We start from the raw sequence: 23,496 nt of genomic DNA on the forward strand, positions 1-23,496 counted from the left end.
GTGACAAATTCATGACCTATGAAGATATTATCGATGTGCGCTCACAACAGCCCTCCAAAGTAAATCTATTTCTGTCCTGTATCGTCGTAGATGGGCACTATCGCAGCAGAAGAGCAGTCCAGCATATGCTTCAACATTATTGTGCGCATTATAAATCATTAGAGAAACTGGGTTGGAAGTTCGAAAGGGTTATAACCGACAATGTTACGGAAGCAGGTCAACGGTTTTCGCAAAAATACGGATTTCAAAAGTTGACCATTTCGAAGCACGAATCTTTTATTTATACAACAACCTTTGAAAATCTGTGTCTCAAAGTTCATTCCATATTTTAAGGCTCGTACATGTATACCTCCACATACATCATCCCAAGGACAAAAAGAATTCCAAGTAGTAGAGCAAGAGCATATACCGACAAGAACATGGCCAAAACAACTTTCCCTATCTTCTTACCTATTTTCATATCGTCCACTTCCCCTCATAAAAAATAGCTGTCGAGTATACACTCGACAGCTATTCAGCATCAATAGATTTAGGATATGAACTTATTCGTCAATAAATTATAAACAGATTAAAGCAACTCTGCGCGCAATTGCTCCGCAGATTTAGGAGACAATAAGCCGAAAGGAATATCGAATACGGTACGTGCTCCACGCTCACCACGTTGAGACAAGCGGTGTACAGCACGAGCATAGGCAACAAGAACGCTGGACGTGAACTCAGGGTTGCTTCCAAGGTTCAAGCCGAATTCCATTACTTGTGTCGTTCCTTCACCTGTCACACCGCTATGTAACACAAGACCGCCGTGTGGGATACCGCTATGGTTTGCCTTCAATTCTTCTTCGTCGATAAAGTTAACAACCGTATCGTAATCAGCAAAATAGTTAGGCATGTTAACAATGGTTTGCTTGATTTCATTTAGGTCAGCGCCTTCTTCTGCTACGACGAAACATTCACGAAGATGCTTCTCGCGAGTTGTCAGCTCTGGGTTCTCACCGTTGCGAACACGCTCTACTGCTTCCGTAGATGGAATCGTGTACTGAACGCCATTCTTAACACCCGGAACACGGCGAATTGCATCGGAGTGTCCTTGGCTCACGCCTTTGCCCCAGAATGTATATGCATTACCTTCTGGCAAAATAGCTTCGAACAGCAAACGACTCAAGGAGAACAAGCCAGGGTCCCAACCTGTAGAAATAACGGCAACATGTCCATTACCTTCAGCTTGCTGGTTAACTTCTTCGAAGTATTCAGGAATGCGTGCATGCGTATCGAAGCTATCTACGATATTAAACAACTTCGCCATTGCTGGCCCTTGAATAGGCAAGTCCGTCGCAGATCCGCCGCACAATAGCATTACATCAATACGATCCTGATATTGCTCAACGTCATCCAGTGAGATCACTGGCACAGATGCTTGAACGGATTCTGGACTGCGACGTGTAAATACAGCTACTAACTCCATATCTGGATTTTGGCGGATTGAATATTCTACACCTTTACCCAAGTTACCATAACCAACAATACCAATTCTAATCTTTTGCAACCTCTTCACCCTACCCTACGATCAAATTTTTCATTGCCTAAAGATCTTAACATCTTGAATTCGACAAAATATCATATCTATTATAGATCATTATGTCGGCGTAATCAGTATAAAAAGAAGAAAAAAGTGGTAATTAGAAGAAAATTCCGTGTCACTCTCTCCTTCTCATTACAATAGACAACGCATCTATCCTTGCACTTGGCTGGACTTATATATAAAGAACAGCGCCCCAGCCAGCAACAGCAGCCCTATCACTTTGTAGCTATTAATAGGAACCGTCTTACCAAATAAGCCATAATGATCGATCACCGTACTCATTAGCATCTGGGCCGCAATAATAGCGACAAAGGTTGTTGCCGTTCCGATCTTTGGCACTGCAAATATCATGATCAACACATAGATGACTCCTAAAATTCCACCTGTAAGCTGCCACTTCGGTACATGCAAAGCTTGAACGAGTGGCCCCAAATTACCACGGCTCGTCATCAGTAACAAGATAAGCAGCACAATCGTTCCTGTTAGAAACGAAACAAAGGAGCCTTCAATAATGCCAATCTTCTTGCCAAGCAAGCCATTTACGCCCGCTTGAAATGCAGTCGCCACACCGCCGATAAGAACGATGAGCAGGACCATAATTGAACTCATGTCGCAACCCTCTTTTTCACTATTTCGCAATATTAAGATGTTCAGAGCCTTGTACAATCAGCTCAGCAATGTGCTCGAGCCACATCCCATCCGTCTCGTTAAACCGATCTAAAATAGGACTATCAATATCCAATACACCGATCAGTTGTCCATTTTGAACAAGCGGCACAACGATTTCACTTTGTGATCTTGCGTCACAAGCAATATGACCAGGAAACGCATGGACATCGGACACGATAACGGTACGCAGCTCAGCTGCCGATGTACCGCATACTCCTCGACCCAGCGGTATACGGACACATGCTGGCATCCCTTGGAATGGTCCTAATACGAGCTGATTGGTCTCTGCTTCATACAGATAGAACCCCGCCCAGTTAATATTCTCAAGCCCATGCCAGAGCAGAGCTGCAGCATTTGCTAGATTCGCAATCTGGTTCGATTCTCCGTCTATTAACGCCTTCAACTGACTTACCATTAGCTCATAATCTTTACTAGCATCGCCGCTGTATGATTGTGGTTGGAACATCTTACGTCCTCCTTATGCGTAGCCGTTTACGTTCAACAAAACTTGTGCTATTTCAACATTTCTATACTATCACTATTTACATGTGCTTTTCAGACTTGACTTATCCAGTAATATAGCAAGATTTAGAGAATATAAAAAAGAGGGCTATTCAGCCCCCTTCAATAAAACTTTCGTTACACTTTGAATTTGCTCAAGTAAGACTGTAGATCCTCTGCCATCTTCGCTAGTGATGTCGCCGAAGAGCTTACTTGCTCCATAGCTGCCAATTGCTCTTCCGTAGCAGCCGACACGTTCTGCGTTCCTTCTGCTGAACGCTCTGCAACTTCCGTAATTAGGTTCACTTGCTCAACCGCATGTTCAGTGCTGCTGTTCATTTCGATCGAGTAAGCAGTGACCTCTTGAATCTGAGTTGCTACTTGTTGAACAGAATTCAATATTTCCGTAAATGCTGCACCTGCTTGGTTAACAACATCCATACCAACTGCAACTTCACGTGTACCTTGCTCCATTGATTCGATTGCTGTTGCTGTTTCACTTTGAATCGCTGCCAACAATTCAGCTATCTTCTCTGTAGATTCCCCCGATTGCTCGGACAGCTTGCGCACCTCATCAGCTACAACCGCAAATCCACGTCCGTGCTCTCCAGCACGAGCCGCTTCGATGGCAGCATTCAGGGCAAGCAAATTCGTTTGTGCTGCAATTCCGGAAATAACTTGTACGATATTATCAATGGCAGCAGAACGTTGACCGAGCTGCTTCACTGTTTCGTTAAGCGTATTAACTGTGTTATGAATCGACTGCATTTGCTCCATCGCCGATTGTAAAATGCGGTTACCCATCTCAGCACTTTCCGAAGCAGTTAAGGCAGAATGCGCCACGCTTTGAGCGTTATTCGAAATTTGCTGAACGCCTTCTGCAACTTGATGGATCGAACGCACACTTTCCTCTACGTTCTGCACCTGCTGCTCTGTACCGTCTGCTACTTCTTGAATCGACATGGCAATATGCTCTGTCGCCTTGCTCGTATGATCAGCGTTGGCAGATAACTCCTCGGCAGATGTAGCTACATCCTCAGCAGTACGATTCACTTGTTGGATAAATTGACGCAGGGAACGAATCATCGTATTCACTGCACCTGTCAGCTTACCAACTTCATCACTCGACTTAACTGGTAACTCTTCTTGATTCAGATCGCCATTCGATACACGCTCTGCCGCTTCCGCCACTGCGACGATCGGACGTGTAATCTGCTGTGCGATGAAATAAGCAAGAACAACAACGATCAAGCTTACTGCAATGACAATTACCATCACACTCCATTGGATAGAAGAAACTGCTTCAGTGATCGAAGCTTCTGGAATGTGCATATATATGCTATATCCTGTGGTAGGAACCGGCGCATAAGCAACCGTAAAGTTCTCTCCATCTTCCGAGTACGAATAAGACGTCGCATCCGACTTCTCTTGACCCAAAATATTGACCAATCCTGCAGTCAATTTCGCTTCCTCAGCCGTCTTACCAATCAATTCTTTGTTCGGATGAAGCTGAATCTTTCCTTGGTTGTCTACGACAATCGGATACCCTACCCCATTATCAATATACAAACTTTTAAAAATCTCCGTAGTGAACTTCTCAAAATTCACTAGTCCAGTTAGTGCACCTTTTACTTTTCCATCTGCCTGTTTAACAGGTACAGCGACGATGATGGAGCGTTGACCTGTCGTCTTCGCTAAAATAACGTCTGTGTATGTTTCTTTGCCTTCCATCGCATTCTTAAAGAATGGACGCATACCTAAGTTAATACCGATGCTGTTTTCAAATGTGTCAGCTTTCACATGTCCATCCAAGCCGATGAACGTATTACCATCGTATTGAGGTGCCGTTTGCTTCAAGCTTTGAATAAACTTCATCATATGCGCATTGTCATCTGTGCGAAGATCGGATGTCGTTGCAATAATTCGGATTTCATTCATACGTTCTTTAAAATACTCATCCATCATTTCTGCTCTACTTTTTACAAGTGAAACGTAAGCATCATTTTGTTTCTCAATTAGCTTTGATGAAGCTGTGCTGTACACGAATGTCGAGGTGAGGACAAGGGGAATAAGGGAAACGACAAGAAACCAAGCTATCAACCGATTTTTCAATTTACCCTTGAATACCGTGCCTACTTTAGTACCTTTGGATGCATCCGTCGAACTTGGTTCGACATGTTCGTTCATTACCTTATACCTCCATAATTGAATTGCGAAGATGAATAAATTAGTACTTTTAGACTATGTGCATTCGATCACATAATCCCTAGCGAGAGAGCGTCAAGGCAGGCTTCTCTCCCCTCCTGCCCTGACAATCCTCAACCCATCTATTGCATCATTTCATAAGTCTAGAAATGATTAATAGCCAACAGCTGCGCCTTCACCACGAGGGTCAGCACCAGCAAACTTAACATTTGTTTGTGGATCAATAACTACCATACCGGATTGACCAACTTGGTCTGTGTAATCATCAATCTTCTTCACCGGATGACCACGGCGAATCATTTCGTCCATAACGGATTGAGGAATTCGTCCTTCCATTCTTAATCCGTTAGCAGACTCTCCCCAGTTACGGCCATGCAGCCATCTTGGTGCTTCAATCGCATCTTGAACCGTCATACCGAAATCAACGAAACGTGTAACAAGAGCTGCTTGTGTTTGAGGTTGTCCCTCTCCACCTTGTGTACCGTAAAGCATGAATGGCTTACCGTCTTTCATCAACATTGCAGGGTTCAACGTGTGGAACGTACGCTTCTTAGGCTCCAAGTCGTTAACGTGGTTTGGATCTAAGGAGAAGAAGCTACCACGGTTTTGCAAAAGAACGCCTGTGTCTTTTGCAACTACACCAGCACCCCAGTCAAAGTAATGACTTTGGATAACAGATACAGCGTTACCGTCTTTATCAACGATACCCAACCATACTGTGTCACCTTTAGGGTCAAGTGGTTTTACGTTTTCTGCAGCTTTTTTCATATCAATACGAGCTGCAAGCTTCTTACCATGCTCTTTGGACAACAAATCATTAACCGGAATGTTAACGAAGTCTGGATCTGTCAACCATTTGTCGCGATCAGCAAATGCTTGCTTCGTTGCTTCAACCATAACGTGATAGTAGTCAGCTGAGCCTTCGCCCATGCTCTTCAAGTCGAAGTTGTTCAAGATGTTCAAGATAGACAAGGACGCCATACCTTGAGAGTTTGGTGGTACGTTGTAAGCTTGGTAGCCACGATAGTCAACAGAAATTGGTTTTACCCAGTCTGCTTTGTGATTCTTAAAGTCATAATATGTCAATGATCCGCCGTTAGCCTGAATGTCAGCAGCGATCTTCATTGCTGTTTCACCTTTGTAGAACTCGTCAGCGCCGTTAACAGCGATTCGCTTCAACGTTTTCGCCAAGTCCTTTTGTACCATCATTTCGCCTACTTTAAAATGCTCACCGTTAGGCTTCACGAAAATATCCGTAAATGTTTTGAAACGACCCAAGTCAAACAGCTCTTTATTGTCAGGATTCATAGCTGTTTTTGTCCATCTTTCTTGGTTAGGCGTTACTGGGTAGCCTTTTTCCGCGTAATGAATCGCACGCTTCAGCAAGTCGTCCCAATCCATGGACAAGTCCATTGTATCTTCAGCATATTCATAAGCCGCGCCCCAACCAGAAACCGTTCCTGGGACAGTGTTCGCTGCCAAGTAGCCACGGGAAGGAATTTTGTTGTAGCCTTTATTTTTATAGAAATCAATTGTTGTCTTCTCACCGGAACGACCACTTGCATTTAGTGCCTTGAGCTCTTTGCTCTCAGCGTTGTAGATAAGCCAGAAAGCATCTCCACCCATACTTGTGTATTGTGGATATACGACTGCCAAAGTTGCTTGAGCAGCAATAGCAGCATCCACCGCGTTACCGCCTTCTTCAAGCACTTCCAAAGCCGCAGCAGAAGCCAAATAATGAGGTGTTGTTACGATACCATTTGGTGCCATCGTCGTCGGACGGTTAGCAGCACCAGCCGTTGTTGACAACATAGAGAAGCACATAACTGTTGTCATCAGCATAATTGCCCACTTTTTAAATTGAGTACGCATGTTATTCCCCCTGATTCATGATGTAATGATGTACAACCTTGCCCCTCTCCCTATGCCTCCCTTCAATGGGACGAATAGTTCTTCTAGCAAAAAGTGCGCATATACACAACTTTTTTACTACAAAATTAGCTATATTTATGATCATATAATCATATAGCCTAGTAATTATATCCTATCTAACATTTCCCATCAATATTCGACATCACCAAAATTGGTGTTTTCCTAATAAATTATCATTTTAGCACCTGATCACATCTGCCTATTTATGCCACCAAATAGTATATCGGTAGAGATGAACGATTTTTCAATATTGTGGAACGAAATTTCATATTTTTTTCTAACGTTACCAATTCCACCTCCTTACAAGAGCTGCTGTGCCTGATATATTCACTTCCATCGGCCCTTTTTCAGGCCGCTTTACATGTACCTTTACCCTGCCTTCTCTCCCGATCTCGTACCATTGCTCAACAAAAAAAGAAGATTGTGCTAGCGTTGGCTCCATATAAGTCAAATAATAAGCTCCCATGACTCCAGATGCCGTTCCTGTGACTGCGTCTTCAATAGTTCCTGAATAAGGTGAAGAAAAATGTCGAGCATACATGAATGCTGTCGGATCTACGGTTTCCAGACAAAATGGATGAATAGACGCCAACTGTATACGATCTCCTTTATGTATCATTCATAACTTATGTTTCATTTTATAGTAGGAAAGAAATGAAGAGGGGAAATGCTGCACTGCACTTCATCGATTTTCAAGTTACAATGGAAAATACGATCACGCCATAAAACCATTCATTAGGAGTTGAACAACTACGATGCAACATCACACCTTTACTCTGCAAGCACATGACGGGCTTGCCTTGCATATAAGTCAATGGTCACCTGATGAGAACGAGCCTGTTCGTGCCGTTGTACAAATTGCACATGGCATGACAGAGACCGGATCACGCTATGAGAGATTTGCTCGTTCCTTGACTGAACACGGGTATATCGTCTACGCCAACGACCATCGCGGTCACGGGCAAACCTCTATCAGCAATGAACTGCTGGGCCATCTGGAAGCGAACGATATGAGACATATGGTGCAGGACATGGATCTGTTGAGCAGACATATTGAATCCTCACATCCTCAATTGCCTTTGCTGCTATTTGGACACAGCATGGGTTCATTTTTATCCACGGACTACCTTACAGAGTACGGACAACGTTTGAAAGGTGCTGTGCTGTGCGGCAGTAATGGTCCGCGCGGACCAGAACTAGGAGCAGGCGTAGTACTCGCCAAGTTGATTGGAAAAATACGTGGGCGTACGTATCATAGCAACCTAATTAACAACATGGCTTTTGGTGGTTTTAATCGTCGCTTCCAACCAAGCATAACTTCATTCGACTGGCTGTCCCGGGACAAAGATGAAGTGCGAAAATATGTGGAAGACCCTTACTGCGGCTTCATTTGCAGCGTAGGGTTCTACGAAGAGATGTTCCGCATGCTGCGCCGTATTCACCAGCCAGAACAACTTGCTCGCATACCAAATGATCTTCCTATCCTGCTTATTGCAGGCGATATGGATCCAGTGAGCAATTTTGGCAAAGGTGTACCACGTCTAGAGCAGTTATTAAAGCAAGCGGGATCACAATCCTTGAAAATGATTACGTACAAAGAAGGAAGACACGAGCTGCTTAATGATACGAACCGTGATGAAGTTACGGCAGATGTCATTCAATGGTTTGATCAGATATTGGCCTAAGTTAGCCTAAAATGATGTGGGACGCAGGATATATTAGTAGTTACACACGCCTCAGTTAACGAAGAGAAAGCTAGCTGAGGCGTTTTCATAAAATGTCCATATATCCCGCTACTGTATGTGATTGGTAAGCGATCTTTGGAACAGGTATAATGGTTGTATAACTACATATCAACATAACTAGAAAAAAGATAGATTAGCGATGAATCTAGTAGAGTGGAGAATGGAGGGTATCCTGTGCCTCATTTATTCGAACCGTTAACGATTCGTAATGTCACATTACCAAACCGGATTGTCATGTCACCAATGTGCATGTACGCTTGTGAGACAGAAGACGGCAAAGTAAGCGATTGGCATCTCGTCCACTATGCATCTCGTGCAATTGGACAAGTAGGCCTTATTATGGTGGAAGCTACAGCTGTTCAACCGAACGGGCGGATTAGCGCCCGCGACTTAGGCATATGGAGCGATGAGCATGTTGAAGGATTGCGCCGTCTCGTAGATATGGTGCATGCGCATGGGATGAAGATTGGTATTCAACTCGCCCATGCTGGCCGCAAAGCTGACGTTCCTGATGCTGTAGCTCCATCTGCTATTTCCTTTAATGGCGATTATCAAGTTCCTAGAGAAATGTCGCAAGAAGAAATTAGAAAAGCGATCAAAGCATTTACGGATGCGACACAGCGCGCCGAACAGGCAGGGTTCGATGTCGTAGAACTTCATGCAGCACATGGCTATCTGATTAATGAATTTTTGTCGCCACTCACCAATGAACGAAGAGATCAATACGGTGGAAACAGCGACAATCGCTATCGTTTCTTAGAAGAAATTATTGATAGCGTCCGTCATGTGTGGGATAAGCCTTTATTCGTCCGTATATCAGCAAATGAATATGCGGAACACGGCAACTCCATAGAGACGTATACGGACTATGCACGCCGCATGAAGTCACAAGGTGTTGACGTTGTAGACTGCAGTTCAGGTGGAACCGTACCTTATCCCGTCAAAGCCTACCCCGGCTATCAAATCAACTATGCTTCGATGATTCGCCAATCGACGGGCATCTTAACAGGAGCGGTTGGGCTTATAACAGAGCCTACTCATGCAGAAGACATTATACGCAATCATCGTGCCGATCTTGTGTTCATTGGACGCGAGCTGCTCCGCGATCCTTATTGGCCGAGACGTGCTGCTGCCGTCTTGGATGCCAAGCTGGAACCACCACAGCCTTATAAACGTGGATGGTAATCTTGTGCGGGTACTAGCTGCGATCGATCACAGCTAATCATAGACCTCAAAACGACAAACCGAGAAATCCCCTCAACGATAACGAGATAGGCAATGCTGCTTAGAGCAGCATTGACCTCCATCTCCATTCGTAAGGGGATTTCTTATTGTCGATGCCTACATCGCACGTGTCAAATTGCGTAGATAGCGCCAGCGAATTCCAATAAAGTAAGCAAACTGTACAACAGCAAAGGAAATAAATATAAGAATCGATGCCTGCAACACCGAATAACTGACCAGTTGCTGCAAAGCCATAAATGCCACACTACTATGAATAACGGCAACGAAAAAAGGCAGGAAGAACATGAACATAAATTGAACGGTGACGACCCGCCCCATTTCTTTCCGGCTCAATCCAACTTTTGCAATCATGTTGTAATGCTGGCGATCTCGCTCAAGGTCTGTGTATAAACGGAAGTACAGGAAGCTCGCTGCAAACGTAAAGAACACGATCCCAATCAGCACACTTACCATCAGAATAATGCCATTTTCCTGTTTGGAAGTAAGCCAGTGTGTAACTAGTGTCTCAAGGTAATAGTCTCCTTTAGTATCGGGATTTCCCTCTAATTTAGCCTCGATCTTTCGTGCTACTTCCTGTGTATGTTCCCAGTCCTTAACGACAAATTTAATATGATTTGTTGATTCGATTTTTGCATACTCCGCTAGCTCATCAGGCAACACGATAACCCTTTTCTCGTAAGTATCTACAATTGCCGCTCCAACTGCTTTCACCTTCATATCTTTTTTCCAATCCCCAACAGCTACCGTCAGAGTTTCTGGTACCATTCCCTTCTTGTTGAACTGGGTTTGTTGGAATACGGTAGTAGGCGCTAATAAAATCTCATTCGGAGATAGTGATTCTGGTGGATATCCGAGCATCCCAGCCAAGCGGTTATAGCTAGACAGCGCAAGCAAACCCTCTCCGTTCTTCGTAGTGCCAACTTGTATTCTAGCTGACTCATAATCAAATCCCGCTCGCCCAAGCTCATCCTCTATCACCTTCCAATGCTCTTCTTCATACGGATTATTACCAATGGAATTATACGTAAATGCATACGGCTTCTCCATAGCAGCAAGACCTGGATTGAGCAGGGCAAAAGAAGTACCGATGCCTGTTAAAGATGCAGCCGTTACAACCGTAACCATAAAGAACATCACGGCATTATCTCGCATCCGATAACTGAGTTCTGACAATATCAATAGATTCGTCTTACGAAGCAGCAATCCTCTCCTAGAACGTAACCAACGGAGCACATGCACACTCAACTGTGTAAATAAGAAATACGTCCCCATCACCGTAAGAGTGACACAGGCAAGAAGTATATACCGGGATTCTTCTCTCATAGCAAAATAAAATACGCATGCATATCCTGCCACGATGAGCACAATCGATAACAGCGCTAACCATACAGACGCCTTCGGCTCAGGCTTAGGCTTATCCGCCGCCCGAATTAGCTCAATTAACTGATCGGCCTTCACCAACCTTGATGTGAGTAATGAGACTACCAAAAACATCACTATAAACGCCAATGCCGTTAAGGAAATAGCTTGCCACGGGATATAGAACGGAAGTCCATTTCGTATGAACAGCACGCTGGCACTAACAAGCAGTACGAGTTTGGAGAACACAACTCCCGTTACTATACCAACAATAATGGAAGCTAAACCAATCATCATATTTTCCATAAACAAAAGCTGATGAAGTTGCTTCGGTGACATCCCCTGCACCATCAAAATACCAAACTCTCGCTTGCGCGCCTTCAAAAAGGCACTGACGGAATACATACAAAAGAAAAACGAAAAGGTAAAAATAATATATTGCGATGCCTTCATCGCCATCATGCCGAGCTGACTAATCGTAATGCTAGTAGAAGCTAGCTCCCCTTGCAAATTGGGATGAAACAACAGCAGCGCATAAATGAAGAAAATCATGACGGAGAATGAGCTGCTCAAAAAATGAGCTACATAGACGCGTTTATTCCGAACAATATTTCTAAACGCGAATTGACGAAACGTCATGTCGATACCCTCCCAACAGCGATAGGACATGAATAATTTTCTGATAGAACTCCTCCCGGCTCTCACCGCATTCAATTTCATTATGGAACTTACCATCCTTAATAAAGACGACACGGTTGCAGTAGCTGGCCGCCATCGCATCATGCGTCACCAGCATCATCGTCGTCTGCTCCGTTCGGTTCAAATGAGCCATCAATTCCATAACATCGCGGGCGGCCTTTGAATCCAGATTACCTGTCGGCTCATCAGCTAGCACAAGCTTTGGGTCGTGAATGAGTGCGCGAGCAATCGCGGTTCGCTGAGCTTGCCCTCCAGATATTTCATACGTGCGCTTATGTAAAATATCTGAAATCCCCAGTTTCTGCGCGATCTCTTTCACTTTCATGTCCATTTCTTTAAGAGAAGCTCCTTCCAAGGTAAGAGGCAGCAGAATATTTTCTTCCACTGTGAGTGTATTCAACAAGTTGAATGATTGAAACACGAAACCTAATTCCTTGCGGCGAAAGGAAGCTAGCTGCTCAGGGAACAAGTCATGCGGATATTGACCATTAATTCGAACATCACCAGAAGTTGGTGCGTCGATCGTCGATATAATATTGAGAAGTGTTGTTTTGCCACTGCCAGATGGCCCCATAATGCCAACAAACTCTCCCTTGGCAATCGTTAAATCAATATTGGTAAGTGCCTCGTGCGCTACTTTTTCTTTATATATTTTACACAGGTCTCGAACGTTCACGATGTCCATTATTCCGTCTCCCTTCTCAGATGCAATTTAGTATAGACCACCTTTCTAGCACCTCCTACCTTTCCATCTTTCACCGAGCTAACAACTTTGTAAGATTATGTTCGCCTCTCTATAAAAAAGAACGAGGATTGACTAGTCAGCCCTCGTCCCTGCATATGGAAATTCAATGCGAACGGTCGTGCCTGCTCCAACCGTCGATTCAAGAGAAATGTTGTGATGAAGCTTATCGACGACTTCCTTAACAAGATACAGCCCCATGCCAGTTGATTCCCGATACGCTCTCCCATTTTCCCCTGTATAAAATGCTCTAAATACGCGAGATACATCCTGCTTAGGTATCCCCGCACCGCGATCTATCACTTCCAAGAAGACTGAGCGACCCTCTGTATACGCAGAAATCGTTACTTTCTCTCGACTGCCTGCCGAATACTTAATGGCATTAGATAACAACTGATAAATAACAAAGCGAAGCCACTTCACATCAGTCTCGACGAACAACTCTTCTGGAACGACATTCTCTGGATACACATAGCTGCGAATGAAAAATCCCTTATTATCCTTAATCGCTTCTTTAACAACTGCATGCAACGAGACCCGATCCACATGAAAATCTTGAGCGAACGTTTCCAGCCGGGACATATACAGCACCATTTCAAGCCCCTGTCGCAGCCGATCCGTCTCTTCCGAGATGCTTGTCGGATCGATATCTTCGCCATCCTGAATGATGAGCTCGATGACAGACAGTGGTGTTTTCATCTGATGAACCCACTGGTTCATAAACGTAAGATGCTCCTGCTGCTTGCGCTCCCACGTCTTGAGCTGCTGTTGATAATAGCCGTACTGCTTCTCCAACAGCGAGTCTATCGCATGACCCAGCGGCGTGTCGGCCGTAATTCCTCCATCATGAATGGACGCGAGCGGTCGTGATAGCCGTTCATACAACTTGCGATGGGTCACATATCGGTATATTAAATAACCCAAAAGAACAAACAGCCCTAGAAACATCGCGTATAAAGCTGTCCCTATTTGCTGATAGCCATCAAACCATACGACAAGCAGCACGAGGCATAGTTGAATCAGTGTAAAACCTATTAGCGGAACATGCTCACGAATAAATAACTTCATGAATCACCTTCAACAGACCATGTTTGATTTAAACGATAGCCTACCCCCCGTACCGTCTCCAGCGCATCTTCTACACCGAGATCCGATAGCTTCTTCCGTAACCGTGTAATGTTGACACTCAAGGTATTGTCATCGATATAGCTTTCATCGTCCCATAACTTATCCAAAATAGCATCTCGCTTTACGATACGCGGACAAGCTTGAAGAAGCGTCTCAATGAGCACCGCTTCCTTCTTTGTCAGCGGAACCATGCTGCCCATAAGATGAAGCTCCAGCCGTTCTGGATACAGCATCATGCCGTACTTTTCCACCGTACGTTCCTTTATCGCATAGTCGCCGTAGACACGTCGAATTTGACTACGGATTTTGGCCATTACTATTTCGCGTGAAAATGGCTTCGTAATATAATCATCCGCTCCACTCTCTAACGCCAGCACTTGATCCATTTCACCGCTGCGTGCCGATAAGAACAAAATAGGACAAGTAGATACCATACGAATTTGCCGACACCAATAATAACCGTCGTAGCTGGGCAAATTGACATCCATCACCACGACATGAGGCTGAACACGTTGGAATTCATCATAAACATGCGCGAAATCTTGGATTGTGATGCTATCATACCCATACTTCTCAATATGAGAAGCTAGCAATTCTGCTATTTTCGGATCATCTTCCACGATCATTATTTTGTACACACGTCATTCCCCTTCATGAATCCGAATCTTTTCGATCTTTTCACTATTGTAAAAGAGCCTAATATAGAGGTCAAACGTGACGGTTTATGGGCTGCAAGCATAGGACATTCTGTCATGCGCATAGTTCTAGAACCATGTATGATGATGAACTTTGATGGACTTTATTGAAGTGGAGTAACAAAAGTAGCAGCAGGATTCAACGGAATTTGGGGACGGTGACGAGCCGCAGCGATCCGATCCCTTATGAAGGAGGACTTCAAATGTTTAAAAGGATCAATCGACTGGCGATTGACTTACCCGTCTTAAAAGAAGGGGACCCGAATGCGGCTGCCGCCGTGCAGGAACTGCTAGGTGGACGGTTCGGTGAAATGTCTACCTTAAACAATTACATGTTCCAGTCGTTCAACTTCCGGCAGAAGCGAAAGTTGAAGCCTTTTTACGATATCGTTGCCAGTATCACAGCAGAAGAGTTCGGGCATGTCGAGCTTGTTACCAATGCGATTAATATTGTGTTGTCAGGCAGCACAAAGGCTGGCAATCCGAACAAAACACCTTTGCATGTAGGCATGAACGCTCGCAATACGTATCACTTTATAGCCAATGCCCAAACCACCGTAGTTGGGGATTCCATGGGCAGACCGTGGGCAGGAGACTATGTATTCAACAGCGGCAACCTCATTCTTGATCTACTGCATAACTTTTTCCTTGAATGCGGTGCCCGTACCCACAAGATGAGAGTATATGAAATGACAGACCATCCTACTGCCCGAGCCATGATTGGATATCTGCTCGTCCGTGGCGGCACCCATGTTCTTGCCTACTCGAAGGCATTGGAAATTGCAACAGGAGTCGATGTGTCCAAAATGCTGCCGATCCCAAATCTGGACAATCGCGCCTTTGATACAGCACGCAAATTTGAGGATCAAGGACTTGGTCGTATTCTGTACACATGGAGTGATAATGACTATAAGGACATCGGATTAATTTGGAGCGGCAAACATCCAGGAGACGGCAAGCCGCTAGAAGTGAGGCAAGGTACACCAGAAGGCCACCCGATTCCTGACCTAGATGACTTGCCTGAAGAGTTTGCTCCTGGCATTTCCAAGGAAGACTTTATGGCCATTGTGCGCCGCTTGCAAAAGAACGCCGGATTGTAATTGTCATCAACAAAAATAGTTGGCTCGGAGCAGAGTGGTACTGGTACTGGTACTGGTACTGGTACTGGTACTCACGAAATCTACCACTATTGTGCTTAAATGATATGGTATGGACAAAAAGGCAGTTATTTAAATGAGAAAAAGTCATTTGAAGATAAAAATGGACAAATGTGCAGTTATTTTTCTAGATTAGCAGCTAAAATGGCTAATAACAGAAAAATAACTGCATTTTTGCGGATAACAGCCTAAAAAAGCGTATTTGCAGAAGAAATAACTGCATATTTGCCGCTGTTTACTACACAAGTACTTTAAAAGAGTGATACATGGTGGAAGCCTACTCCTATCCTATGTAAATGATGCAGCTAGTTGCTGCTCATAAGCGGATGCTTGGTAGCTAATCATGATTTCGTGAGCTCTATCATAGAAGCACAGAACAAACTTATGACCGGTTAGTTTACTTAGCGGTTTACTTAGCGGTTTACTTAGCGATATGGACATCGATGCGTGCAAAGGAAGATATCGCAAAGCTAGTTCTTATTTGGTGGATGCTATATGCCTTTATCGCCACGGGCTACGAACGTACTGTTGCCAATATGTCATTGCTAACATTATCTCTTTTATTGCAGCAGCACCCGGCTTCCATTACATGGGCTGGCTGTACAGCATGATTCCGGTTATAGTTGGTAACGCCCGTCGGTGGAATTGTATTTGTCGGTATGGCCTATTGGTATATTAGTAATAAGCATACAGGAAAGTGAACACACAACTACTTGCATTTCATCCCTAAAAATGCCTCATCGTCATGCTCATCATTTCCAAAAAAAAATTCTCTCGAATTAAAACCAATGACACCAAAGGTTTAACCCATTATGGTATGATTAATGTCACTCAGTCCTATTTACTTCCCCTTATTTCATGTAGTATATTAACAACTTGATTACTGATAGGAATGAACAATCTTATCTACCTCGCAGGGAGATCAACTTGCATCATTATAAAGAAATGAAACCTTGCCAAGGTCACGTTTTGACTAAGACAAGCTGTCACCGAATAGCTAACCAAGTCAACGTTAATGATTAACACTGCCCTTTGGGGATAAGGGTACATTCAGTATGCGCAATTTATAACAATAGTACGCCTCTTTGCGGCTGACATCTGTTCGGAACAATCCGGCAGTCACATGTATGCAGCAAAGGGGCTTCCTTATGACTCATGACTGACGGTTAGAACGCTGTCTTATGCTTATGCTTAACACCTACTAACAGAAGGATTAGCTAAATGACAGCTTATGATATGGATGTACATGAAGCAGGATAGTACGGATTTATGTGGAGGAGGAACAACCTATGTATTCAACCAATACTGCTCATACCGTGCAGACGGTACTTAAGCCGAACAATCGCTCACTCGCCTTCGATGCCAATCGTATCCGTGTATACGGCGAACGTCTTATGGAGGATTATCCGCATCTTGATGTCGAGCGCTGGCACCGCAGTGTACTAACAAAGCTTCGTTCTTCAAGTGTACAAGCTGCGGAAATTACACAAGCTTGCATTATGTCTGCACTGGAGCTCGTTTCTCGTGAAGAGCCGGACTGGAAGTTCGTCGCTGCGCGTTCTCTATTGACGAAGCTGTACAAAGAAGCAGCTGTACATCGTAACTACAAAGCTTATCCAGATAAGCCTTATGGTGATTTCTATAAATTGATCAAACGTCTCGTTGATATTGGCGTATACCGTCAAGAATTGCTCGATGCCTATACACCTGAGCAAATTGCTGAGCTTGGTGCTGCCATTGAGCCTGTATGTGATGAGTTGTTCGACTACATTGGCCTTCTGACGCTTCGTGAGCGTTATTTGGCTACAGACTTTGATGCTCGTACGATGGAGCTTCCTCAAGAGCGCTACATGGTTATCGCGATGTACTTGATGTATCAAGAGCCAGCGGAGCGCCGCGTAGAGCTTGCTAAAGAAGCGTACTGGGCAATGAGTAACTTGTACATGACAGCAGCAACACCTACAATGGCGAACGCCGGCAAGAAAGTTGCTGGCCAGCTTTCCAGCTGCTTCATCGATACGATCGACGACTCTTTGGAAGGTATTTTCGATTCCAATACAGACGTAGCTCGTCTTAGCAAAATGGGCGGCGGTATCGGCGTTTACTTAGGTAAAGTACGTGCTCGCGGTTCCGATATTCGCGGACATAAAAATACAAGCTCTGGCGTAATCCCATGGATTCGCCAGCTGAATAATACAGCAGTAAGCGTTGACCAATTGGGTACGCGTAAAGGCGCAATCGCTGTTTACTTGGACGTATTCCATAAAGATATTTTGTCCTTCCTCGACTTGAAGTTGAACAACGGGGATGAGCGCATGCGTGCGCATGACATTTTCCACGGTATCTCGATTCCGGATCTATTCATGGAAGCTGTGGAGAAACGTGAAGACTGGCACCTATTCTGCCCACACGAAATTAAGAAAGTAATGGGTTGGACAGATGCGAATGGTCGACCGCTTGGCTTGGAAGACTTCTATGATGAGAAGTTCGGCGAAGGTACATTCCGTGAAAAGTATGCTGAGGCTGTAGCTAACATTCAGTTGTCCCGCATTACTTTGCCAGCTATCGATATTATGAAGCGTGTATTGAAATCTCAGCTTGAAACAGGTACGCCATACATGTTCTACAAAGACGCTGCCAACCGTGCGAACCCGAACAAAGGCCACGGCATGATTTACAGCTCGAACTTGTGTACCGAGATTTTCCAAAACATGTCCGCTACCGTTGTTGAGCACGAAGAGCTCGTAACGAAGGACGGTCAAACACGCATCGTCATTACGAAAACACCTGGTGACTTTGTCGTTTGTAACTTGAACTCCATTCACTTGGCTCGTGCGGTACGCGCTGACGTATTGGATCGCCTTGTGCCGATTCAAGTTCGTATGCTCGACAATGTTATCGACATTAACAATATTGAAGTATTGCAAGCACAGCACACGAATCGCCGCTACCGTGCAATCGGTCTTGGTACATTCGGTCTTCATCACTTGCTAGCACTTGAAGGAATCGCTTGGGAGTCTGACAAAGCAGTTACGTTCAATGACAATCTTTACGAGCGCATTAACTTCTTGGCTATCCGCTCCAGCATGGAGTTGGCGAAGGAAAAAGGAACGTACGAGCTGTTCCCTGGTTCTGAGTGGGAAAATGGCCGTTACTTCGAGGATCGCGAATACACAACGGGCACTCGTGTTGGTGAATTCATTACGACGGAGCAATGGCAGCAGTTGGCGGCAGAAGTTCGTGAGAACGGTATGCGCAATGGTTGGCTAATGGCAGTAGCGCCTAACGGTTCTACGTCCATTATTGCCGGTTCTACAGCAAGCATTGACCCTGTATATGAGTTGTTGAGCTACGAAGAGAAGACAACTTACAAGATTGCGAATCCAGCTCCAGACTTGTCTGATAAGACAATGTGGTTCTATAAGACGGCATTCCGTCTTGACCAACATGCATCTATCCGTATGGCAGCTGCTCGTCAGCGTCATATCGATCAAGGCCAAAGCTTCAACTTGTACGTTCGTCCTGACATTCGCGCCGTTGAGTTCCTTGAGCTTCACCTTCACGCATGGCGCGATGGCATGAAGTCCACGTACTATGTACGCAGCCAAGCATTAACAGTTGAAGAATGTGAGTCTTGCAGCTCTTAATAGCTAAAGATCACGCTTTTTACACGAACACGTATATATGATAATAGGGCACAATGAGTTACTGGCTAACGCCTTTCCCTCTTGTGCCCTTCCTTTGGACAAACGGTTTCGCAGCGATTTCGAAACTTTAGAATAAATGCTTTATGCTTTCCTATTTCATTTCTATTATTGTAACACAGAAAGGACGTGCCCCTTCATGAGCTTGTTAGAACAAGATTTGAAGCGCCAGTCGATCTTTAATACATCCGCACCTAACCAATCCACTCGTATCATTATGGGTGAATGTTCCGGTATTTTGAACTGGGACGATATTCGTATGCCTCACATGTACAAACTGTACAAAGTATTGCTATTAAATCATTGGATCGCAGACGAAATTCCGATGAACAAAGATGCACAGCAGTTTGCACAGTTGTCTGAGGAAGAGCGTCGTGCATTCAAAATTAACATCTCCCTACTTGCTGTACTCGACTCCATGCAGACGATGTACGTAGGCGACGTGAAGCAGTACTTTACAGATTCTTCACTTGAAGCGATTTCCGCAATTATTGCGCAGCAGGAAGTTGTTCATAACCAATCGTACTCTTATGTTCTTTCTTCCATCGTATCGGAGCAAGAGCAGAAAGAAATTTTCGAGTACTGGAAGCACGATGAAGTATTGCTTGAGCGCAATCGCTTTATCGCTGATATTTATCAGTCTTTCCGTAACAATCCGACTCCACAGACATTCTTTGAATCGTTGGTTGCGGACTTGATTCTTGAAGGTATCTTCTTCTATTCAACGTTTGCCTTCTTCTACAACATGGCACGCGATCAGAAGATGATGGGTACAAGCCAAATGATCTCTTACATTCAGCGTGATGAGAACCAGCACTGCTACTTCTTTGGTGAAGTGTTCAAGCAATTGATGCGCGACTTCCCAGAGTTGGATACAGAAGCAAACCGCAAATTTGTATATGACACCATTGAGCGTGCTGTACAGTTGGAGACAAACTGGGCACATTACACGCTCAAAAATATTAGTGGTATTGACCTTCGTGAGTTGTCTGACTACATCAAGCATATTGCGAACCGTCGCCTTGCTCTCATGGGTATGGACAAAGCTTATGAAGGCGTTGACGTCAACTGCATGCCTTGGATTAAACCATTCTCTGATGAAGCATTGAATGCAACGAAGACAGACTTCTTCGAAGCGAAGTCCCGTACGTACGCAAAGGCTGGCGACGACAATGGGTTCGACGAACTGTAATTGAAGTTTAAATGAACTGTAGAAGTGCTGTACTTATTCACCGTTCATATCCTTTATATAAATCACAGAAGGAGCAGGTCACGATAGTGGATCTGCTCTTTTTTCAATAGCGTCTCACTAACATCCTTATAGATTTATAGACATCCTAAACAATTGGTGCTACCATTGATAACAATTATCAACTAGTCATCTTAAACTTCTTACCTAGCAGCCAGCTCCCTTCCCTTACAGAATGACGAAGGCCAACGATATTATAGGATTCAATGACTGATTAAATAGTAGCTAAAGATAATGTATTCAACAGACAAAGGAGTGAGCTGTAATTCCATGTTAAAACGATTTTTCTCGTACTACCGGCCTTATCGCGGCTTGTTTGTACTCGACTTTTCCTGTGCTGTAATCGCTGCTCTGTTGGAGCTGGGATTCCCGCTCGTCGTTAATAGAATCATAGACGATCTGCTTCCAAGCAATAACTGGTCATGGATCGCATGGGCATGCTTCGGACTGCTAGTCCTCTATATCATCAATACTGGACTCAACTATGTCGTAACGTATTGGGGACATAAGCTTGGCATCAACATAGAAACAGATATGAGGAAGAAGTTGTTCGAGCATATTCAGAAGCTGTCCTTCCGTTACTTTGACAACAACAAGACTGGGCACACGATGTCTCGTATGACGAATGATTTGTTCGAAATTGGCGAGGTGGCGCATCACGGTCCCGAAGATATTTTCATCGCAGTCATGACCTTGATCGGCTCCTTTACGATTATGCTGTATATGAATGTGCAGTTGGCCTTAATGACGTTCATTATTGTGCCATTTATGGCATGGTTGGTCGTAGTGTGCAATAAGCGCATGACGGTAGCAGCTGACCGCATGTTCTCTGATATCGCAGATTTCAACGCACGCGTGGAAGATAGTGTTGGCGGTATCCGCGTTGTTCAAGCATTTGCGAACGAAGAGCATGAGAAGAAGCAATTTGCGGTCAACAATATGCGCTTCCGTGAAGCAAAGCTAATGGCCTACAAAATAATGGGCTTCAATATTTCGACCAGCTATCTGCTTATGCGACTAGGAAATCTATTCGTACTGATTTCAGGCACTTGGTTCGTTATTCAAAATAAGATTACGTACGGTGAGTTTGTTGGCTTCCTGTTACTTACGAACGTGTTCTTTAGACCGATTGAGAAAATTAACGCGGTTATCGAAAGCTATCCAAAAGGTATTGCCGGCTTCAAACGATATCTCGAAATTATCGATACAGAGCCTGATGTAGCAGATATGCCAGATGCGATTGAGGTCGCTCATCTAAACGGGAACATCCGATATGACAATGTTACGTTCGGTTACGAAGGACATGCTAATGTACTGAACGGGATTAACTTGACGATTCACGCAGGTGAAACGATTGCGTTTGTCGGTCCGTCAGGCGCTGGTAAGACAACGCTGTGCAGCCTGCTCCCCCGCTTCTATGAGCGGAATGAAGGCAGTATTACGATTGATAACATCGATATTCGCGATATGAAGCTCACAAGCTTGCGTCGCCAGATCGGTATTGTACAGCAGGATGTATTCCTATTCGCGGGTACGATCCGGGAAAATATCGAGTATGGCAAGCTTGGTGCAACCGATGAGGAAATTATGGAGGCAGCTCGTCGTGCGCGTTTGGACGACTTTATTCGTTCACAACCAGATGGTCTGCTGACGGTCGTTGGTGAACGCGGCGTGAAGCTCTCTGGTGGTCAGAAGCAGCGCTTGGCAATAGCGCGTATGTTCTTGAAAAATCCGCCGATTCTCATTTTAGATGAAGCCACTTCCGCGCTAGATACTGAGACGGAACAAGCGATTCAGCAGTCGTTAGCGGAACTGTCTGTTGGACGTACGACGCTCGTCATCGCGCACCGACTCGCGACGATCAAGAACGCGGATCGTATCGTCGTTGTTACGGAAGATGGCATTTCTGAGCAAGGCAAGCATGAAGAGCTTGTAACCGCAGGCGGAATATATAGCCGTTTGCATCATGCACAGTTCAGCTCTTAAAATTATGATTTTGGAAATGAAGAAGGTTACCGTTACAAAAGGCAATAAAACGAATGAACAAAGGAGCAGCGTCCTGTCACGGACACTGCTCCTTTCGTTTATTGACCCTCTGCTACTAGGCAGTCTTACGCTGAACACTTCCACTCCTACGAATCAACCACTCTGCTACGAGTAGATTCGGCACCCAGCACATCCAAGCAATAACAACGTAATACACCAAGAAATGTTCTCCACCAAAAATAGAAACAGATAGTAATATCATCATTCGCAAAGTTACCGCCGCAAACGTTAGCGCATAATTGCGTAGCATCCACTTGCGATGTTCACGGTAATTTCCCTGAATGCCCGCACGTACCCCATAGAACACCGTGTACAACCATAGCACGGCAAGTACTCCAAACCCCGCTTGAGAAATCCAACCGCCAGTCGCATATACAGCCAAATACAGACCGCTAATGCCACCAAACAGCACACCAAGGCCATACAACATTCCTAATATCCGATGAGCCCCACGGTACTTCCTCCTCATTCGCGGAAACCATTGATAGGCACCGATAACCAAAGCAATCACACTGCTTACGATATGAACGTACAGCATCCCTGTCCACAGAGCAGTAAACGCAGTTGCTTCACCTTGCTTTACCCCTATTAATCCTTCGCCATTCTCTCCCAGCGCATCTGGCGTAAAGATATACTGATTCCACGACATCACTGAAATAACTAATGCAAAAACAGCAACGATCACTAGCGGCCAAGTTGACTTTCTCATATGCCTCACATCCTTATCTGCTGAACGTTTCGTTGCGGTGTAAGAGATCTGAGATGTTAATTCTGACGTAACGCTTTGAATAGAGATAGTCTACCATGCCGCAGTGCCCCGTTTGACCCGACAAAAGTCCAG

The 23,496-nt window shown here is 44.6% G+C and carries 17 protein-coding genes and 1 pseudogene; 7 read left to right on the forward strand and 11 right to left on the reverse strand.

Annotation, left to right across the window (positions count from 1 at the left end; genetic code table 11):
- Positions 1 to 568: 568 nt before the first annotated feature.
- From H580_RS0122390 to H580_RS0122415, 6 genes are all read right to left on the reverse strand, one after another.
- A complete protein-coding gene (locus H580_RS0122390) occupies positions 569 to 1,543 on the reverse strand; it encodes a diaminopimelate dehydrogenase (protein WP_028596763.1) in 975 nt (324 codons plus the stop codon).
- A 186-nt stretch (positions 1,544 to 1,729) separates the two neighbouring features.
- On the reverse strand, positions 1,730 to 2,188 hold the full coding sequence (locus H580_RS0122395) for a DMT family transporter (protein WP_028596764.1): 459 nt from the start codon (positions 2,186 to 2,188) through the stop codon (positions 1,730 to 1,732).
- A gap of 19 nt (positions 2,189 to 2,207) precedes the next feature.
- Positions 2,208 to 2,714 carry a GAF domain-containing protein gene (locus H580_RS0122400; RefSeq protein WP_028596765.1) on the reverse strand — a complete coding sequence of 169 codons (507 nt, stop codon included), beginning with the start codon at positions 2,712 to 2,714 and terminating at the stop codon, positions 2,208 to 2,210.
- 173 nt (positions 2,715 to 2,887) lie between these two features.
- The gene (locus tag H580_RS0122405; protein ID WP_084509498.1) at positions 2,888 to 4,936 is read right to left on the reverse strand and encodes a methyl-accepting chemotaxis protein; all 2,049 of its coding nucleotides are present in this window, start codon (positions 4,934 to 4,936) and stop codon (positions 2,888 to 2,890) included.
- 171 nt (positions 4,937 to 5,107) lie between these two features.
- Entirely contained in the window at positions 5,108 to 6,790 is a 1,683-nt protein-coding gene (gene ggt, locus H580_RS0122410; RefSeq protein ID WP_425414146.1) for a gamma-glutamyltransferase, read from the reverse strand.
- Positions 6,791 to 7,169: 379 nt separating this feature from the next.
- Entirely contained in the window at positions 7,170 to 7,478 is a 309-nt protein-coding gene (locus H580_RS0122415; RefSeq protein WP_028596768.1) for a PhzF family phenazine biosynthesis protein, read from the reverse strand.
- Between the two features lie 163 nt (positions 7,479 to 7,641).
- Between H580_RS0122415 and H580_RS0122420 the strand changes: the two genes are divergently transcribed.
- Complete coding sequence (locus H580_RS0122420; RefSeq protein ID WP_028596769.1) at positions 7,642 to 8,571, forward strand: alpha/beta hydrolase; 930 nt, start codon at positions 7,642 to 7,644, stop codon at positions 8,569 to 8,571.
- Positions 8,572 to 8,805: 234 nt separating this feature from the next.
- Entirely contained in the window at positions 8,806 to 9,816 is a 1,011-nt protein-coding gene (namA, locus tag H580_RS0122425; RefSeq protein ID WP_028596770.1) for an NADPH dehydrogenase NamA, read from the forward strand.
- Positions 9,817 to 9,972: 156 nt separating this feature from the next.
- On the opposite strand, the gene H580_RS0122430 is transcribed toward namA, so the two are convergent.
- From H580_RS0122430 to H580_RS0122445, 4 genes are all read right to left on the reverse strand, one after another.
- Positions 9,973 to 11,874: an ABC transporter permease gene (locus tag H580_RS0122430; RefSeq protein WP_028596771.1), complete on the reverse strand. Its 1,902-nt coding sequence runs from the start codon at positions 11,872 to 11,874 to the stop codon at positions 9,973 to 9,975.
- Entirely contained in the window at positions 11,849 to 12,619 is a 771-nt protein-coding gene (locus tag H580_RS0122435) for an ABC transporter ATP-binding protein (protein WP_028596772.1), read from the reverse strand. Before H580_RS0122435 ends, H580_RS0122430 begins: the two co-directional genes overlap by 26 nt.
- A gap of 132 nt (positions 12,620 to 12,751) precedes the next feature.
- A complete protein-coding gene (locus tag H580_RS0122440) occupies positions 12,752 to 13,744 on the reverse strand; it encodes a sensor histidine kinase (RefSeq protein WP_028596773.1) in 993 nt (330 codons plus the stop codon).
- Complete coding sequence (locus tag H580_RS0122445) at positions 13,741 to 14,442, reverse strand: response regulator transcription factor (protein ID WP_028596774.1); 702 nt, start codon at positions 14,440 to 14,442, stop codon at positions 13,741 to 13,743. Before H580_RS0122445 ends, H580_RS0122440 begins: the two co-directional genes overlap by 4 nt.
- Positions 14,443 to 14,702: 260 nt before the next feature.
- On the opposite strand from H580_RS0122445, the gene H580_RS0122450 reads away from it, so the two are divergent.
- The 5 genes and pseudogenes from H580_RS0122450 to H580_RS0122470 all read left to right on the forward strand — a co-directional run bounded on the left by H580_RS0122450 (position 14,703) and on the right by H580_RS0122470 (position 22,595).
- Positions 14,703 to 15,599: a manganese catalase family protein gene (locus H580_RS0122450; RefSeq protein WP_028596775.1), complete on the forward strand. Its 897-nt coding sequence runs from the start codon at positions 14,703 to 14,705 to the stop codon at positions 15,597 to 15,599.
- A 476-nt stretch (positions 15,600 to 16,075) separates the two neighbouring features.
- A pseudogene (locus tag H580_RS26050) lies at positions 16,076 to 16,357 on the forward strand (formate/nitrite transporter family protein); the annotation flags it as partial.
- Positions 16,358 to 16,945: 588 nt separating this feature from the next.
- Entirely contained in the window at positions 16,946 to 19,303 is a 2,358-nt protein-coding gene (locus H580_RS0122460) for a ribonucleoside-diphosphate reductase subunit alpha (RefSeq protein ID WP_028596776.1), read from the forward strand.
- A 217-nt stretch (positions 19,304 to 19,520) separates the two neighbouring features.
- A complete protein-coding gene (locus H580_RS0122465) occupies positions 19,521 to 20,552 on the forward strand; it encodes a ribonucleotide-diphosphate reductase subunit beta (RefSeq protein WP_028596777.1) in 1,032 nt (343 codons plus the stop codon).
- Positions 20,553 to 20,879: 327 nt separating this feature from the next.
- Entirely contained in the window at positions 20,880 to 22,595 is a 1,716-nt protein-coding gene (locus tag H580_RS0122470) for an ABC transporter ATP-binding protein (protein WP_028596778.1), read from the forward strand.
- Positions 22,596 to 22,710: 115 nt separating this feature from the next.
- Here the strand turns inward: H580_RS0122470 and H580_RS0122475 are convergent, their stop codons facing one another.
- Positions 22,711 to 23,364, reverse strand: coding sequence for a DUF2306 domain-containing protein (locus H580_RS0122475; protein ID WP_028596779.1), 654 nt, complete (start codon positions 23,362 to 23,364; stop codon positions 22,711 to 22,713).
- Positions 23,365 to 23,496 lie beyond the last annotated feature (132 nt).

Source organism: Paenibacillus assamensis DSM 18201, from assembly GCF_000422445.1.
Classification (GTDB): Bacteria; Bacillota; Bacilli; order Paenibacillales; family Paenibacillaceae; genus Paenibacillus_B; species Paenibacillus_B assamensis.